The sequence below is a fragment of the Paenibacillus sp. alder61 genome (assembly GCF_020179875.1).
In the GTDB taxonomy this organism is placed as follows: Bacteria; Bacillota; Bacilli; order Paenibacillales; family Paenibacillaceae; genus Fontibacillus; species Fontibacillus faecis.
The window spans coordinates 155,938-173,864 of record NZ_JAIUDG010000008.1 but is presented as its reverse complement, the minus strand read 5'-3'; the positions used below and the strand labels follow the sequence as shown (position 1 = coordinate 173,864).

The following is a 17,927-nucleotide window of genomic DNA, read 5'->3' as shown; positions in this document are numbered from 1 at the left end:
TCATCCTTTCGGGCAGGAATGGCGCATTAGAAATTCAAGATGCGTATCCCTGCGCAATTCTGCTCATGGGGGGCTTGAGTTAAGTCCATTCTGCGCCAGTCGGTCCCAGGGCGAGTCGTTTACATTCTCCTTCATTATAGTAAAGGAAGAACATCAAGCGGGTGTTAAATGGACCGCTCTCCAGGCAAAGTTTTCCCGGGAAATCATTACATCCGCTTGATATCCGGCTAATACTACGCAAATGAACCGGAATTACAATCGAATTAAATGCAAATGAGCAAAAATGATCAATAATTGTTCATTTTGTGCGCATTTGGAATGAAGTTATCAATGAGGGGGATGGAACTTGGCATCCATACAATTTGTGGACGTATCGAAGACGTTTGATAAACAGGCCGTGATCCGCGACCTGAACCTGACGATTGAGGACGGCAAGTTTACGGTGCTCGTGGGGCCGTCCGGCTGCGGCAAAACGACGCTGCTCCGCATGATCGCGGGGATCGGCCCCCACACGTCGGGCCGGGTCCTGATCGATGGAAAAGATGTTTCGCGGATTCCTCCCGGCCAGCGCGGAGTGGCGATGGTGTTTCAGAACTATGCGATCTACCCGACGATGTCGGTCCGGGAAAATATCGAATTCGGCCTGAAGAACAACAAGGTGCCCAAAGCCGAGCGGAAACGCCTCATCGAAAGTATTTGCGAAACCGTCGGGCTGGCCGAATATCTGGACCGCAAACCGTCGGATTTGTCCGGCGGCCAGCGTCAGCGCGTCGCCTTGGCCCGCGCCATGGTCAAGAAGCCGTCCGTCTTTCTGATGGACGAGCCGCTGTCCAACCTGGATGCGAAGCTGCGGGTGCAGATGCGCATCGAACTGATCGAACTGCACAAGAAGCTGGGAACGACCTTCGTCTACGTTACCCACGATCAGGTCGAGGCGATGTCGATGGCGGATACGATCGTGCTGATGAACAAAGGGGAGATTCAGCAGGAGGCCGCGCCCGAGGCGATCTATCATCAACCGAACAACCTGTTCACCGCCCAGTTTATCGGCGTCCCGCCCATGAACATCGGGGAACTCGGCACGGAGGGGGCCCGGTTCGGCTTTCGGCCGGAACATGCGGTGTTGTCGCGGCAACTCCCGCCCGAATCCGCCCTCCACTACCAGACGCGCGGCACGATTATTACCCGGGAGATGCTTGGATCGGAAACCATTTATCAGATCCGTTCCGGTTCGGATTCGTTTATGGTGAAGTCCGCCGAGGATCTGTACCGCGTCGATGAGGAAGTCTTCCTGGGGGTGGACGCGTCCAAACTGCATTTTTTCGGGGGAGATGAGCGTCGGCTTGAGTCTAGTGATCCCCGAGCGGCCGGTTACCTGGAATTGCTGCGGAGGCGGCCATGAACAGAAAGCCGATCTGGGAAGCCCTTCGTCCTTACGTCCTGATTGCGCCGGCCATGGCGGGCATCGGCATGTTTGTCGTCTACCCGGTCATCTATCTCGTTTACCTGAGCTTTCATAAATACAACCTGATGAACAAGGCCAAGAGCAAATTCATCGGTTGGGACAACTTCACCCAGCTTTTGACCCGCGGGGATTTCTATAAAGCGCTGGGCAATACGGCCGTTTACACCTTGGGCGTAGTGGTGCTGACGATGCTTCTGTCGCTGTTGATCGCGGTCTGGCTGAACAAGAAAACCCGGTTTAACGCGGTGGTTCAAGCCGGGATTTTTACGCCCCATATCGTATCGATCGTGTCCGTGGCATTCGTTTGGATGTGGCTGATGGAGCCGGACCAGGGCGTGCTTAATTTTGTGCTGAGATCGCTCGGCATCCCGGCCTCCGACTGGCTGCAGAGCTCCAAAACGGCGATGATCTCCGTCATCATTGTTTCGGTTTGGCAGAGCATCGGCTATTACGCGCTCATCATCGTCGCCGCGCTGCAAAGCATCTCGCCGAGCATCTACGAAGCGGCGGCTTTGGACAATGCCAGCAGGTTTAAAGTGTTCACGAAGATCACCCTGCCGCTGATTTCGCCGCAGTTGTTCTTCATTCTGATTATCATGACGATCGGGTCTTTTAAGGTGTTCGATACCGTGAAAATCATGACCGGCGGGGGGCCTAACGGAGCCACGGATACTTTGGTCTATTACATCTACGGGTTCCGGACGACCAATATCGGCTATTCGGCGGCCACGAGCGTCGTGCTCATGCTGATCATCGGCCTCCTGACGTTCGTTTACTTCCGGCTGCTGGCCCGTAAGGTGCATTACCAATAATCCGGACTGCCCAATTTTAATGCTGAGAAGAGAAGGAGATCAACCGTGAACACATTGGATTCTTCCTATTTCAACTGGTTAAAATCAGCGGTCGGCATAGCCTTTAAAATCGTCATCCTTGCGGTATTTATCTTTCCGTTTTTGTGGATGATTTCAACGTCGCTGCAGACGTTCCGGGAGACGCTGGCATTCCCGCCGACCTGGATTCCCGCCGTACCGCAATGGGGCAATTTTGCCGAAGCGATGCGGGCCGGCCCGTTTCTCACCTATGCCAAAAATTCCCTGATCATTACCGTATCGATTATCGTGATCCAGTTTGCCGTGATGATCCCGGCGGCGTACGCCTTTGCCAAATACCGGTTTGCGCTGAAAAACGTTCTGTTCGGCCTGGTGCTGCTCGCCTTCATGATCCCTGGACAGATTACGTTCATCCCGGTCTACCTGATGATGGCGGATATGGACCTGATTCATACGCTGTGGCCGCAAATCATCCCGTTTATGTCGAACGCCTTCGGAATCTTCCTGCTGCGCCAGTATTTCATGCAGATCCCCGAGGAGATTATCGAGGCGGCCCGCCTGGATAACGCCGGGGAGTGGAAGCTCGTGCGGAAAATTATGATCCCGATGGCCAAGCCGGCGCTGGCGACGATCGCCCTGTTCAGCTTCGTCAGCCATTGGAACGAATATTTTTGGCCGCTCGTGATGACCAACTCGGCCTCGATTCGTCCGTTGACCCTGGGCATTTCCATGCTGCGCGAAACGGAAGGCATCAGCAACTGGCACATCATTATGGCCGGCAATGTCGTACTGGTCATTCCGATTCTGATCGTCTATCTGTTCTGTTCCAAGCAGATCGTCAAGGCTTTTGTGTACTCGGGGATTAAGTAGTTTATTAATCCCCTCAAAATACAAACCAAAACTATACACTGGAGGGAAATCGGAATGAAAAACAAGGGAGTACTGCTGCTTACGTTAACGCTGGTGCTGGGGCTGCTGGCGGGCTGCGGAGGAGGCAGCGGCGGCGGAAACGCCGGAAGCGGCGCCAAAGGCGATCCGGCTTCCGCGAACTCGGCGGGTACGGCGGATGCGGCGGCGTCCGGAGGGAAGACGACCGTGCAGTTTTGGCATTCGCTCGGCGGCAAGAACGGCGAGTATATGGACGCGCTGATCCAGCGGTTCAACGAGTCCCATAACGACATTGAAGTCGTCGGCACCTACCAGGGCGGTTATGACGAAACCGTAACGAAGCTGCAGCAGGCCGTGGCTTCCGACACGGCTCCGGATGTGACGATGCTGGAGCGGGCTTATGTGCAGATGTTCGCGGACTCGGAAGTGCTGGAGGACCTGGCGCCCTATCTGAAGGGATCCGGGATAAGCGCGGACGACTTTACCGCCGGTCTGATGGGACATTCCTATTTCAACGATCAGTTGGTCTCGCTTCCTTTAAACCGCTCCACTCCGATCCTGCATGTGAACAAAACACTGCTGGACGAGCAAGGACTGAAGGTTCCGACAACCTGGGAAGAGTTGAAAAACGCGGCGAACGCCCTGGTTGTCAAGGAAGGTAACGAGTACAAACGCTATGGCTTAACGATGCCTTACGACACCTGGTATCCGATCGCCATGATCTCGCAATCCGGCGGCCGTTTTTTTAATGAAGAGAGTACCTCCGTCGGGTTTGTCGATAACGGCGTAGGGCAGGAAGTGTTCGGTTATTTGAAGGAGCTGCAAGGTACCGGGGCGCTTTATTATCCGCCCGCACAGGATTCCGGCAATATCGTAAACTCGATGTTCGTGGAAGGAAAAGTGGGCATGATGTTCCAATCGACGGGATCGATCGGCGGCTTGAGCAGCTCGGTGGATTTTGACTACGTTACGGCCTTCCTGCCGAAAAACGATCAATTCGCCAATCCGACCGGCGGGGCCAATGTGGCGATGCTGGCCGGTTCGAAGAACAAGGAAGCCGCTTGGGAATTCATCCGCTGGATGGAGACGGATCCGCAGGGAGGGCTGCAATTCATTTTGCAATCCGGGTACCTTCCGTTCACCAAGCAAATGGTGGAATCCGCCGAAATGAAGGAGCTATGGGCCAAGGAACCCAACCGCAAGGTAGCCTACGACCAGCTGCAATACGCCGTGGATACGAATATGGACGTGGCCTGGCCGGAAGTGATGCACGAATTCTTTTCCGCGATTGAAGCGATCATGTATGACAGTAAGGACATCGCCGCGACACTGGACACGTTTAAAAAAGAAGCCGAACGGATTCTCGCCGAGTAAGCGGGAATTCGGCGCCACATGAGAGGAGTCGTAAGGATGAACATGGAACAATGGCGAACCGAAGGCGCGTTTATGATCGCGGGACACCGGGGGTATAAGGCGGCTTACCCGGAAAATACGCTGCTGGCGTTCAAGGAAGCGATGGATCGGGGCGTTGACATGATCGAATTCGATCTGCGGCTGTCCAAGGACGGGACGGTGATGGTGATCCATGATGCGACGGTCGACCGGACGACCGACGGCACCGGTCCGGTAGCCGAGCTCACCCGCGATGAATTGAAGCGGCTGGATGCCGGCGGGTGGATGGGTCCGGAGTTTGCCGGGCTGCGGATTCCTACGCTCGAGGAATTGTGCGACCTGCTGCAAGCTTACCCGGAGATGCTGCTGAACGTGGAGATCAAACCGGCACAAAACGCGGCAAGAACGGCCGACCTGGCCATCCGGTTGCTCGATCGCTACGGCTATCTGGAGCGCTGCGTATTCACCTGCTTTGACGCAGCGGTATTGACCTATATCCGCGACGAGTACGGGTTTAAGACGCAGGGCTTCCCCGGTGAGCTGATGAGCGGCTTCGTCCCCGGGGAGGACGGGACCTATTCGAAGATGTGGGCCGTCGGCCTGGAAATGAAGCTGCTGACGCCCGAGCGGGTTCGCGAGTTCCAAGACCGGGGGATTCTGGTCTGGAGTTACTGCCCGGATGACGAGCAGCAGGTCCGCTACAGCCTGGAGTGCGGGGTGACGGGGATGACCTGCAATGAGCCGCTGCCCGCATTGGCTCTGCGCACGAACCATGGGATGCCGGTAAACCCGGTGAAGGCTTAATCCGAAACGGGGAATACCGGAAACCATGAGCTTACGACAGAAGAAGGGACTAGATGATGAAGAATGGATATCAAGGGCCGGTAGAACAGGCGGGCTCACAGCCGGCCGCCGAAATCGACCGGATTTGCACCGAAACGGGGGCGATCGCGAAGCTGCCCCTCTACCTGGAGGAGAAAGGCTTCGAGCGCGCCTCGCTGGTGGTGGACCGCACAACCTATGAAGCGGCGGGGCGGGGATTGGAGGCAGCGGTATCCCGGACAGGGATTCGGGTGCATACGACGATCATCCTGCCGGATGCGGAAGGGGATGTCATTGCGGACGAGGCGTCGATCATCCAACTGATTCTGGATATTCAGAATCATGGCGCGGAGGTGGTACTGGCGGTCGGGGGCGGCACGCTTCATGATATTTGCCGATATTCGGCCTACACGGCGGGAATCCCCTTTATTTCAATACCTACGGCCCCCTCCGTGGACGGGTTTAACTCCAAAGGGGCCCCCATTATTGTACGCGGCGAAAAAAAGACGATTCTGGCGATCGGCCCGCTGGCGATTTTCGCGGATCTGGACATTTTGGTGCAGGCGCCTTCGCGCCTGGTTGCGGCCGGTTTCGGCGATATGTTGGGCAAATACACCTCTTTGTTCGACTGGAAATTTGAAGCGGTCGTAACGGGCGGGCTCTACTTGGAGAAATCGGCCGAAATGACGCGGGCTGCGCTCGAAAGCTGCGTGCGGGCGGCGGAATCGATCGCCGCGCGCCAAGAAGACGGCATCCGTACGCTGATGAGCGCGCTGGTCGAGTCCGGCCTGGCGATGCTGCTCTTCGGGCAGTCGCATCCGGCCTCGGGGGCGGAACACCATCTCTCCCATTATTGGGAGATGGAGTACCTGCGGCTCGGCAAGCGCCAGCTCCTTCATGGGGCCAAAGTCGGCGTGGCCTGCATGGAGATTTCGCAGCTGTACCGCCGCATCGCCCATGAGGGGCCGGCTCCCTGGATGCTTCGGGATGGTTTCATGAATCCCGAAAAGGATGCCGGGCAAACCATCGCCGCGCGCTGGGAGGAGATCTGCCGGGAACTCGGGCGGATTCCCGAGCCGGAGCAATTGACGGAGCTCCTGGCCGCGGCCGGCGGGCCGGTTTCGATAGCGGAGCTCGGCGTCTCCTCCGAATTGCTGGCGCGCAGCCTGCGGGAGGCGCACCGGGTCCGGCCCGGGCGCTTTACGCTGCTCAAAGCTTATAATGAACGGGCGACGGCCCGTTAAAAGGGGATCGCTTGGCGGAGGTACCCGACCTTTATTGACGCCGCCTTATCCCGTTTGCCTCACCGGGGAGAACCGCCGCAGCAGGGCCTCGCGGGACATGACCAGCCGCAGGGGGACCAGCTTCTCGGCATGCGGGGCGATCCGCCCCCGGTTTCGCGGATGGAAGACCGAGAGCAGCAGGCGGAGATAGGAGGTGGTGAGCGCGCGGAACGTCCCCTGTTTCAGCGGATGGGTTTCAAAACCCAGGCCGTGGGTAATACCTCTATGCAGCAGCGTGATGCCTTGAAGCGCTTTGACCTGCCCCAATTTGGGGTGGGTCTTTATTTCGGAGCAGATTTCCCGCATCGAGCAGCGGAGAAGCCGGGCCACGCGCAGGGCGACCTGATTGGCGTTCTGGCTCCGCAGCATATTCAGAATGATCCGGTTGTCGAGATGAAGCTCGCCGACCCAGTCGCCCGAAACGATTTGCGTTCCGTCCTGACAGTCGATCACCGGACCGCGGTATTTGGTCACGAACATTTTGCATATCCCGTAATTTCCGGAATACAGGGATCTCGCCCGGCTCCACCGTTCAAACCCCCGCTCCCAGCCCATCCATACATATTGAATCCACCTTTTGAAAAAAGGAGTAGCCGCCGCTTGCATCGGAAGGACAACCTCGCTTTCCAGAGTTCCATAATTTAGTGAACGATCGCTTTTCAGTATAACGATTGGCCGAACCCGTGAAACCCGGCGGACGTCGTGAACGCATCCAGACCGAGGTCCAGTTTCGAAACTGGACCCCGGCATTGTCCGGGCCGGACCCAGGGACTTTGGAAGCATTTTTGGGGGCGAAAGACCGATGGGAATCAACTTATTGTAAAATAGGAGAGATTGCCGCTTTATCAAGCGGAAACTTCTGGAAGTCACTGTACATGGAGGAAAGGAATGAAGGATTTTAGAGATCGGCTAAATGATATCAAGAACGCGCAGCACCGGCTGGCGCAGGAGTATGAAACGCTGCTGGCCGAGTACGAAAGCCTGGGCGAAATTGCCAGGGAAAACGAAACGCTGCGGCAGCAGTACGGCGATTTTCGGCGGCGGGTAGAGGAATTGGAAACCCGGCTGAATGAACTTGAACGGGAAAACGGCGGGCTCCGGGCAGCGATGTCCGGACAGCAGCCGGGGGAAATTCCGCCGCCGTCGCCCGGCAAATTGTCGCACCAGAGGCTCGAGGCGCATTTTTCCGCGGCGCATCAAGGGCATCAGAGCCGGTTGGATGCGATCGAGCGGGGGGCAAAGGAGCGGCTCCGCCAGTTCTATGAGCAGGCGGAAAAATACCTGGAGGCGGATCAACAGGTCATCGCGGCGAAGCTGGCGCAGTTTGAGGAGGAGCTCAGCCACCGAATGGCGGCTCATCGGCAGCATGCGCTGGAGGCAGAGCGCCGGATCCTCGGTCAAGCCGCGCAGGCTTATGCCTCGCAGCCGTCGCTCGCAGCCGGACCGGCCGTTAACAACCCGGCCATGGCGGCTCCGCCGATGCCCGGGCCTCAGGCCGAGAAGAAGCGGGATCGGCTGGAGATGAAGATCGGCCTCAACTGGATCAACAAGCTGGGGATTCTGCTGATTCTGTTCGGTGTGGGCGCTGCATTCCAATATTCTTTTTCAAACTGGTTCAACGGGTACGCGAAGGGAGCGTCCTTCTTCCTGCTCGGTCTCTTGATGCTGGGCGGCGGGGAATGGCTGTTCCGCCGCAAGCAAAAAACGTTTGCCCTCGGCTTGCTGGGGGGCGGGATTTCCGTGCTGCACGGCTCGGTGTTTTACAGTTATTTTTTGCTGGATATCATCGGTTTGACGACGGGACTGGTCCTTTCCGTGCTGGTTACCGCGGCGGCCGTGTTCTTGGCCCTGAGGTACGATTCCCGGACGATTTGCGCCTTCGGGCTCGCGGGCGGGTACCTGCCTTTGTATTCTTATATGATTGCGTTTGGTCTGCAAGAAAGCACCGTATATGCGGCGATGGGCTATTTGCTCTTGCTTAACGCTTCGATTCTGGCGGTTTCCTTCCGCAAGCGGTGGCTCGTGATTCAGTACATAAGCTTCGCCCTGCACATGGCGACCATGGTGATTCTTATCGCCATAGCGGACAACACGGCGGCGTGCATGGTCTATTCGATCATCGCTTTCCTCATGTATCTCGGCATTACGCTTTACGTGCCGTTCAAGTATGGAACGAAGCTGTCCTGGTGGGATTTCAGCCTGTTGGCCCTCAATATGGTCATCAGTTGCAGCATCTTGTACGAACTGCTGGAGATTGCCGGCTGGGACGCTTGGCGCGGCGGGCTGGCGCTGCTCTTTTGCCTCGCCAATCTGGGGCTTGCCCGGTTGTCGCGCAAATATCTGCCGCAGGAAAAGGAAACGCGCCTGTTGTTCTATGTGACTTCACTTACGTTTTCCCTGCTGGTTGTTCCGTTCCAGTTCGGCATTCGCTATATGTCGCTGGCTTGGCTGGTTGAGGGGCTGCTGCTGTCGGTCATCGGCCATCTTTACCGTTACAAGGGGCTGGAACGGATCGGCTGGGGAATTATCGGCCTTTGTGCGGGCGCCTTTATCCTCATCGACTCGATGATCAGTCTGTTCGGCTTCGATTCGCTGGATTTCGCCTGGAAATATACATTTATTTCCCTGGGGCTTCTGGCGCACACGTTATTTTATGCCTTCCGTCTGCAGGATGAAGGGGATGCCCGGCGGTACAACCCGGCGGATCGGTCGATGCTCCGTACGATAAAATACGCCGCGTTAGTGAATATCTGGCTTTACCTGGTTTACGAGACGGGCCGGATTTACAATCATGTTATGCCGGTATGGTCGGATCTCTACGAGTTTTACAGATTGCTTCTGATCACTGCGGTGACGCTCGTCTTGGCCTATGGTTTCTCCAAGGCTTCCTTCCTGCAGGATCGGTTCGTCAAAACCTATGTCCGGTTCCTTTACGGCATGGGATATCTGGTATGCGTCGCGTTGACGATGACGGTCCCGGCTCTGCAAGAGGTGTCTCATTACAATTCGGCCCAAAACTATATCTCCATTGTGATTTTGATTGTGTTCAATCTCATGGTGTTCTTCAGCGGCCGCGACCTGATCTCCGGCTTGCTGGAGCCCCATCCGAAGCAGCGGGAATGGTATCCGATCATTCTGGGGGTATATCTGCTTGGAATCATTACAGCCTTCCTGGCCGTCCAGTTCCATTTGGGCGATATCGGCTGGCTGTTCAGTCTGGTGTACTTGCTGCTGGCGATCGGTTATATCGCCTACGGGTTCCGCTATAAGTATTTGCACATCCGGCGTGTCGGTTTGGGACTAACTTTGCTGGCGACCGGAAAAATGCTGCTCTTCGATCTGGAATTGATGACGACAGCCAGCAAAATCGCTGCTTATTTCAGCTTCGGCATGGCCTTGCTGGGAATATCCTTTATTTACCAGAAGGTATCGAACAAAATGGCGGCGGAGGAAGCCGAACAAGCGAAGCCGTGGGAGGAACGGGAGGAGACTCATCGTGGTTAGGAGCTTCAAGTCAAACTACGGGCGTTGCATTCGCTCTTTGCTCGTTTTGTTGCTGCTTCCGGGGGCCGTGCTTTTGGCGGCCGGATGCTCGCAAGTTCAGGAAACGAAGGGGGAGGCCGCTGCGAACCGGGCCGCGGTCCCTGTGTCCGGTACGGTTCAGAAGGTGGAGGGAACCGACGCCGGGGTGAAGGCGGAGCCGTCTCCCGTTGTGCCCGGCCGGTATTTGATTGCCGGCTACAGCCCGGCTAATATGGGTGAGGCCAAAGTCGAGGCTTTGCCGGAGAGACGGGACGGATATCACTTGAGCGTATCCGTAGTCAGAGGCTACAGCCACCATAGCGGATCGCTGGAATTCGATTTTGTCTGGGATCCCGAGATGTCGCTATATAAGCCGGTTGAATCGGAGTATAAGGATATTACTTTGAAGTTTACGGAGAACTCGTTAACCTTGGATTATCCGGGCAAAGAGTACGGCGGCTTGAATGCCGAACCCAAGGGGACTTACTATTTGTCGAGTGCGAGCGGTGCGGACGCGCCGTTCCTGACCCGGCTGTACGATCTGGTGGATCTGAAGGCCGCGTACCGGGGAGGGAATAGCGAGGTGTTTTTCTATGAGCTGGACGATACGCGGAAATTGCTTCTGATACGTTCTTACGGGACCGAAGATAAGGAAGTGGTCAGTGAGGAGCACTTGGCGCTACTGGATACGGCATCGGACGAATTGAAGAACCTGGGGGAAGCAGCCCCTTATCAGGTGGCGGATAACCGCGAACGACTGAAGTCCTTGGGAGCGGATGAGGACCTGATCTATCAGGTGCTCCGCAAAACGTATTTCGACCGGCTGCTTGAACTGGAGATGAAGAAGTTTGATGCTGGAGAACCGGGATTCCGGGACGACGAGAACTACAAGTTGAGCGAAAAAGAAGCGTTCTATATCGCAACCGGTATGGAGGGGACGACCCGTTACACCAAGAACATGCGGGATCAGAACGATATCGGATCGATCTTCATCATCGAGGTGGACAGTGCGGATAAGAACGTGGTAACCGTCCATTTCTATGAAGCCGTCCGCAACAGCGAAGAGGATGAGCATACCGCTACCAGCGACTGGCTCGAGGTGAACCGCTCCACCGGCAGAGTAAGCAGCGATTTGTTTGACTGATAGCGAAGTCTCGCTGAAGCCAAAGCAGCCTGATGCAGAGGACGTTAAAGCCTCTGGGTCAGGCTTTTTTGCATGATGTAAATAAAGGTAAAATATTCAATTACAATAGACCCATTTAATAATATAATAGTTTTGAACTATTCGATTTTAAAATTTTTAGGATAAACGACTAGTCGGATCGGGGGATTTTTCAATGAATCGAATCAAGAGTCGGGGGCCGGGCGGGGTCGTCTGGAAGTCCCTACTTGCCTTCCTCTTAACGGTGCAGTTTGTACTGGGAGGCTTTTGGCCTGTTGAGCAGAGGGCGCAGGCTGCGGCTTCCTATCCGTTTATAGGCGAAATTCGCCTGTTCCCGTATAACACGGGAGTTAACGGGTGGATCTATTGCGCGGGCCAGGAGCTGCCGATTGCGGGGAATCCGGCCTTGTTTTCCATACTGGGGAACAAATTTGGCGGTGATGGCGCACGCACATTTGCCGTGCCGGATCTGAGGGGGTATGAACCGCTTCAAGGTACGGGCTACTATATGGCCGTGCAAGGGGCTTACCCGAACTATGAGGATGCCGATCACGGAGAGCAGCGGGAGCTGGGGGAAGTCCGAATATTCCCCTTCTATCCGGGACGCTATCTTCACGGATGGCTGCCCGCCGATGGCGGAACGCATATTGTATCGGAGTATCCCCAACTGGCGGATATGCTTGGGAATCGGTTCGGGCCACGGGTGGATCCGCGGTTCTTCCAGCTTCCGGCCATAGAGGCTCCGCCCTTGGTTGACGACCAGGGCCGTCAAGCGTTGTCGTATTACATAGCTACCTCAACCACTTCGTCATCCGCCGAAGATACCGACTATTTTACCGGGGAGCTTGTGGCGTTCCCGATGGGCTGGGCGGGAGCTCCGTGGGCGGAAGCGGATGGCCGTACGGTGCCGAATGCGGGAAATGAGGACCTGCGGGGCTTAATGAACGGGTTATACGGGGAGGGGGCGGATTATTTTAAGCTGCCGGACCTGCGCAATAATCCGCAAGCTTTGACCTATTATGTGGTCGGAACGGGTGTCCCTCCGGTTCGCGCGTTTAAGCTCCCCGTGCCTCAGCCGGACGGGTATGCCGTCGCTCCGGACAGTACGCTCGGCGTTAATCGCCAAAACGGAGTCCTAAGCAACGATGCGGATGCGGTTACGGCCAAAATCATGGATTCGCCTTCGCATGGAACGATCCAGTTCAAGAAGGACGGCTCCTTTACTTACAGGCCGACCGTAAGCTATACAGGTACGGATGCGTTTACCTACATCGCCAGCAACGATAACGGAAGCAGCGCGAAAACGACCGTCACCCTGACGGTCGGGGAATTGGAGCCGACCATCAGCGGGGTCACGGACGGCGGGAATTACCGAAGCGATGTGATCATTCGGTTTGAGAACGGGACCGGCCAGTTGAACGGCCGGGCTATCACCAGCGGAAGCGTGGTAAGCGAGGAAGGAGCGTACCGGCTGGTTGTGACGTCCACTATATCCGGTATGTTTGTCAAAACGGTCCAGTTTACGATCGACAAAACGCCGCCGGTGATTTCGGGGGTTACCGAAGGAGCGACATATAATTCAAACGTCACCATTCATTTTGACGAAGGCACGGCCCTGTTGAATGGCGCTCCGTTTCCGAATGGCGGGACGGTGAGCGGTGAGGGTCAGCACCGGCTGGAGGTAACCGATGCGGCGGGGAACAAGTCTACGGTGAATTTCATGATCGACTCGGTTCCTCCGATCGTGTTCGGTGCCGTTGATCAGGGGATTTACAATTCCGATCGAACGATCACGTTTAACGAGGGATTCGCGGTATTGGACGGGAGTCCCTTTACAAGCGGCGGTGTGGTAAGCGGGGAAGGGGTGCACACCCTTGTCGTAACCGATGCCGCAGGCAATGTCACAAAACTGCAATTCACGATCGACAAGACTCCGCCTGAGGTAAACGGTGCTGCCGAAGGCGAAAGGTATAACGCTGCCGTTACGATAACGTTCAACGAAGGGTATGGCCGTTTGGACGGGGAGCCGTTCGCAAGCGGCGGAACCGTAGCAACGGAGGGCGTCCATAAGCTGGAGGTGACCGATGCGGCGGGAAACAAGACCACGGTGAATTTCACCCTGTATTATCCGCGGATCGTTACCTTCGACAGCAGCGGCGGATCGCCTGTAGCCAGCCAAACGGTTAACTATCGGGAAGCCGCCGCCGTTCCGGCCGCTCCGGTCCGGGATGGCTTCCGTTTTGCGGGCTGGTTTGAGGATCGACTGTACGTGACGCCGTTCGACTTCTCGACCCTGCTGACGCAGAGCATCACGCTCTACGCCAAATGGATCGACGTTGCCGGACCGGTGCTCGTTTCGTCGTCACCGGCAAGCGGCGCGCGGGATGTTCCGGTTACCGCCGCGCTGGAGTTCGGCTTTGACGAACCGGTAACCCCGGTGGCTGGGAAATTCATTCGGCTGACCCGGCAAAGCGACGGCGCGTTGGCGGACCGGATTCCAACGGAGGATGCGGTAAACCTCGGCGGGAACCGATACCGAATCGACCGGAGCGTCTCACTCGAATATGACACGGCCTATGATGTGGAGATCGAACCGGGGGCTTTTGTTGACGCGGAGAATAACGGATATGCGGGAGGGCCCGGGCCGCAAGGCTGGAACTTTGTCACCGAACGCGAACCTGTGGCGGCACCGGCCGCTCCAACGGACTTGGCGGCGATTCCAGGTAACGGAACGGTTTCTCTGAACTGGAGTACGGTGACGGGGGCCACGTATTACGAGATTTATCAAGGAACGGCACCCGGGGATTACGGGGCCCTCCCGGTCCATACTGTAACGGACGCCGTATACACTGCGACGGGGTTGAGCAGCGGAACGACCTATTATTTCGCGGTAAAAGCGGGGAATGCGGGAGGAACAAGCGCTTACTCCAATGAGGCGGCAGCGACGCCTACGGCTCCGGAGCCGCAGGGCAGCGCGGATTTAAGCGGTCTCTTGATTTCGGACGGAATTCTGACCCCCGGCTTCGATCCGGCCGTTACACATTACGCGGTCCGTGTTCCGTCCAGTCTGACGCATATGGCGATAACGCCTGTCGCGGCGGACCCGCTTGCACGGATCACGGTGGCGGGGGCGTCTGTACCGTCCGGAGAAAGCTCGCCGCCTTTGGGCTTAAACATAGGTGTGAATTTTATAGAAATCCGCGTTGAGGCGCAGGACGGCGGAACGAAGACTTACGACATTACCGTCACCCGGGAAAAAGAGGCCCCGCAGCAGCCTAACCCGAATCCGGGTTCCGGTTCAAACGGCTCCGGCTCATCCTCGGGGAGCGGCTCTGGCGGAGCAAACCCGGGAACTCCGGCTCCTGCACCGTCCCGGCAAGCACAGCTGGAGGTACGGGTCAACGGGCTGGCTTGGCAAGAACCGATCGGCAAAGCGACTATGCTGCAACAAGAAGGGACAGCCCTTTGGTCGGCCGAACTGAACTCCGAGAGCTTGGCGAAGCTTCTGGCCCGTTCGGGTCCGGAGGCGGTCATCGAGATCAGCGCCCCTGAAGAGGCGGAGGCCGCAGAGGTGCTGTTGGAGGGCCGGACCCTGCTTGCTTTGGCGGATAACAAAGCGATTTTGTGGGTTCGCACGCCTATAGGCCATTACCGGTTCCCCGCCGCCGTGGCGGATTTGGAGGCGGGAGCACGGGAATCGAACGTAAAAATCTTCATTGCGAAAGGCGGTCCGATCGAGCAGGTCGCCATGCAAAGCGCCGCTAACCGGGAAGGGTTCACTCCGGTGGGAAGCCCGGTGAATTTTACGGTCACGGCATCTTTGGCGGGGACTACCGTCTCCGTCGAGCGGTTCGGCTTCTACATGCGGAGGGAGCTTCCTCTGCCGGAAGGCGTCAAAGCGGACAGCGTGACTGGTGCGGTAGTCGTGGAGCCGAACGGTACGGTGTATCCGGTACCTTTCTATATCGAAGAACACGACGGCGTCAAGTTCGCCGTCATCCATAGTCTCACGAACAGCACTTACGCGCTGGTCGGAAAAACGGCCGCCTTCGCGGATATGGAGCATCATTGGGCCGGTGCCGCGGTGAACGGCCTCGCTTCCAGACTGATCGTCCGCGGTGCCGACCCGGCGCATTTCCAGCCGGACAGGACCGTTTCCCGCGCGGAGTTCGCGGCGATGCTGATCCGGGCGCTGGGCTTGAACGATCGGGGCGGCGAGGCCGCCGGGTTCAAGGACGTCGCCGCCGCCGACTGGTTCGCCGGGGCCGTAGGCCGGGCAACCGAATACGGCCTGATCAAGGGCTATGAAGGAGGCGTATTCGGGCCGTCGCGGACGATTTCGCGTGAAGAGGCGATGGTCATGATCGGCCGGGCTGCGGAGCTCACAGGAATGGCGGCTCAGGCAGCGGACGGAACCGGCAACGCGGAAGGTTCGGCCGATGCGCCGCTCGCTGCTTTTGCGGATCGGGCTGACGTCAGCGATTGGGCGAAGCCTGCGGTAGCCGCCGCTGTCCGGCGGGGGCTCGCGGGCGGCAGCGACGGCAAGCTTCGGCCGCAAGACAGCATGACCCGGGCCGAGACCGCGGTCTTGATCGAGCGATTCCTGGTCCAGGCCGGTCTGATCGGGCGCGGCGAAGGCGCAAAATAAATGAAATCCCCCGGATTGGCGCGGTACAGCTATTAAGCTGGCCGGCTCGGTCCGGGGGATTTTTTATGTTATGAAACTTCACGGGCCGCGGAAACGTTTTACTAGTGGAGAAGATTGTACGGAAGAAAGGTAGCGTTGCCGCATGACCACATTGCTCATTGTAGAAGACGATATCAGTTTGAATAAAGGCATCGCGCTGACGCTCGCCCAGGAGGGGCTTGTCCTGGAGCAGGCCTATGATCTGGCCGGGGCGGAGGAGCGGTTGGCGCGGGGCGGGATCGACTTGATCCTGCTGGACGTGAATTTGCCGGACGGAAGCGGACTTGATCTCTGCGAAAAAATCAGGCGGACCTCGCAGGTACCGATCATCTTTTTAACCGCCAACGATATGGAGAGCGATATCGTGCTGGGGTTCGAGCTCGGCGGGGACGATTACATCACCAAGCCTTTCAGCCTGATGGTGCTGCGCTCCCGAGTCATGGCGGTACTGCGCCGGAGCCGGCCGTTCTACGAAGAGCGGTTGACGGCCGGCGACCTAATGCTCGATTTCGGCAGAATGGAATTCCGCAAGAAAGGCGTCAGCCTGTCCCTTAGCAAGACGGAACAGAAGCTGCTGAAGGTTCTGGTCTCGCATCCCGGCCAGGTCCTGACCCGGGAGCAGCTGATGGAACGGGTTTGGGACCGGGAGGCCGAATTTGTGGATGAGAACGCGCTGACGGTGACGGTAAAACGGCTGCGTTCCAAAATCGAGGACGAGCCCTCCGCCCCCGTCCATATCAAAACGGTTTACGGCCTCGGCTACACCTGGAACGCGGGAGAGCGGGAATGAATCGTCACCTTCCCCCAAAACCGCCCCGCCGGAGTAGGATTTATTCGATTTATGCAGGGGCATTCGTGCTTCTCATCGTCGGGTATATTGGAGCGGTCGCTTACTTTGCCGGGTTTGAACCGCGGGCGGGTTGGGCTTCGGTCTTGTTTGCCCTTCTGCTGCTGATGTTGGGGGGAGCGCTGGTACGAACCCTTAAGCGGGAGGCGGCCGACGAGATGGACACCCTTCATTCCATCATGGACGGGGCCTTGAGCGGGGGAACGCGCCGGATGGAATATACCGATACTCCCCTGTCTTCCTTCGAGCAGAAGATTCTCCGCTACATCGAGTTGTCGAGCAATCAGGAACAGAAGCTGGCTGCGGAACAAAACAGCATGAAGGCGCTCATCTCGGATATTTCGCATCAGACCAAAACACCGCTCTCCAACATTATTTTGTACAGCGGGCTGCTGGAGGAGGTTCCGGAGCTTAGGGATGAGGCGCGTCAGTACGTCGCCAGTATCAAGGAGCAGTCGGCCAAACTCGATTGGTTGATCCGTTCCCTCGTAAACCTGTCGCGTCTGGAGACCGGCATGATCGCCATTCAGGCCGTGTCGGCTCCTCTTATGCCCACCTTAACCCGTTCCGTCTCGCAAATTTACGGGAAGGCGGAAGAAAAGGGGATCGGCATTGAGGTGGAGTGCTTACCGGGCGTGACAGCCTGCCATGATCCGAAATGGACGGCGGAGGCCCTGTTCAATTTGCTGGAGAATGCGGTCAAATACAGTGACCCCGGCGGCAGCATTACGATGACGGCCCGGACGGGCGAAATGTTCGTCCGGATCGATATCGCGGATACGGGGATCGGGATTGAGGAGAGCGAATGGGCCGCCGTCTTCCGGCGGTTTTATCGCAGTCCCCGTACGGCCCGGTATGAGGGCGTCGGCCTTGGGTTATACGTGACCCGCCAAATTTTGACGGCCCAGGGCGGCTATATCAAAGTATCCTCCGTCCCTGGAGAGGGATCGGTATTCTCTGTTTTTTTGCCGGTGGAATGCGGGAGATGAATATGTCCATTCCGTTATTTTTCAGTCACCCGGATGTCAG

General features: G+C 57.3%; 12 protein-coding genes. 11 read left to right on the top strand and 1 reads right to left on the bottom strand.

Annotated features, from left to right (window positions below; all coding sequences use genetic code 11):
• The first annotated feature begins 346 nt into the window (after window positions 1-346).
• From LBW89_RS10500 to LBW89_RS10475, 6 genes are all read left to right on the top strand, one after another.
• Window positions 347-1,402, top strand: a complete 1,056-nt coding sequence (locus LBW89_RS10500) for an ABC transporter ATP-binding protein (protein ID WP_148453500.1) — start codon at window positions 347-349, stop codon at window positions 1,400-1,402.
• A complete protein-coding gene (locus tag LBW89_RS10495; RefSeq protein ID WP_148453498.1) occupies window positions 1,399-2,277 on the top strand; it encodes a carbohydrate ABC transporter permease in 879 nt (292 codons plus the stop codon). Before LBW89_RS10500 ends, LBW89_RS10495 begins: the two co-directional genes overlap by 4 nt.
• Before the next feature lie 147 nt (window positions 2,278-2,424).
• The gene (locus LBW89_RS10490; protein ID WP_148454517.1) at window positions 2,425-3,165 is read left to right on the top strand and encodes a carbohydrate ABC transporter permease; all 741 of its coding nucleotides are present in this window, start codon (window positions 2,425-2,427) and stop codon (window positions 3,163-3,165) included.
• Window positions 3,166-3,219: 54 nt separating this feature from the next.
• Entirely contained in the window at window positions 3,220-4,557 is a 1,338-nt protein-coding gene (locus LBW89_RS10485; protein ID WP_148453496.1) for an ABC transporter substrate-binding protein, read from the top strand.
• Between the two features lie 36 nt (window positions 4,558-4,593).
• Entirely contained in the window at window positions 4,594-5,379 is a 786-nt protein-coding gene (locus tag LBW89_RS10480) for a glycerophosphodiester phosphodiesterase family protein (protein WP_225039129.1), read from the top strand.
• A 53-nt stretch (window positions 5,380-5,432) separates the two neighbouring features.
• On the top strand, window positions 5,433-6,641 hold the full coding sequence (locus tag LBW89_RS10475; protein WP_148453494.1) for a sn-glycerol-1-phosphate dehydrogenase: 1,209 nt from the start codon (window positions 5,433-5,435) through the stop codon (window positions 6,639-6,641).
• A gap of 45 nt (window positions 6,642-6,686) precedes the next feature.
• On the opposite strand, the gene LBW89_RS10470 is transcribed toward LBW89_RS10475, so the two are convergent.
• Window positions 6,687-7,286 carry a YkoP family protein gene (locus LBW89_RS10470; RefSeq protein ID WP_148453492.1) on the bottom strand — a complete coding sequence of 200 codons (600 nt, stop codon included), beginning with the start codon at window positions 7,284-7,286 and terminating at the stop codon, window positions 6,687-6,689.
• A 282-nt stretch (window positions 7,287-7,568) separates the two neighbouring features.
• Here LBW89_RS10470 and LBW89_RS10465 point away from each other — a divergent pair, with 282 nt between their 5' ends.
• From LBW89_RS10465 to LBW89_RS10445, 5 genes are all read left to right on the top strand, one after another.
• Window positions 7,569-10,184 carry a DUF2339 domain-containing protein gene (locus tag LBW89_RS10465; RefSeq protein WP_148453490.1) on the top strand — a complete coding sequence of 872 codons (2,616 nt, stop codon included), beginning with the start codon at window positions 7,569-7,571 and terminating at the stop codon, window positions 10,182-10,184.
• Window positions 10,177-11,346: a hypothetical protein gene (locus tag LBW89_RS10460; RefSeq protein ID WP_148453488.1), complete on the top strand. Its 1,170-nt coding sequence runs from the start codon at window positions 10,177-10,179 to the stop codon at window positions 11,344-11,346. Before LBW89_RS10465 ends, LBW89_RS10460 begins: the two co-directional genes overlap by 8 nt.
• Before the next feature lie 193 nt (window positions 11,347-11,539).
• The gene (locus tag LBW89_RS10455; protein WP_148453486.1) at window positions 11,540-16,012 is read left to right on the top strand and encodes a tail fiber protein; all 4,473 of its coding nucleotides are present in this window, start codon (window positions 11,540-11,542) and stop codon (window positions 16,010-16,012) included.
• Between the two features lie 142 nt (window positions 16,013-16,154).
• A complete protein-coding gene (locus LBW89_RS10450; RefSeq protein ID WP_148453484.1) occupies window positions 16,155-16,841 on the top strand; it encodes a response regulator transcription factor in 687 nt (228 codons plus the stop codon).
• A 65-nt stretch (window positions 16,842-16,906) separates the two neighbouring features.
• On the top strand, window positions 16,907-17,887 hold the full coding sequence (locus LBW89_RS10445) for a sensor histidine kinase (RefSeq protein WP_225039128.1): 981 nt from the start codon (window positions 16,907-16,909) through the stop codon (window positions 17,885-17,887).
• The last annotated feature ends 40 nt before the right edge of the window (window positions 17,888-17,927 follow it).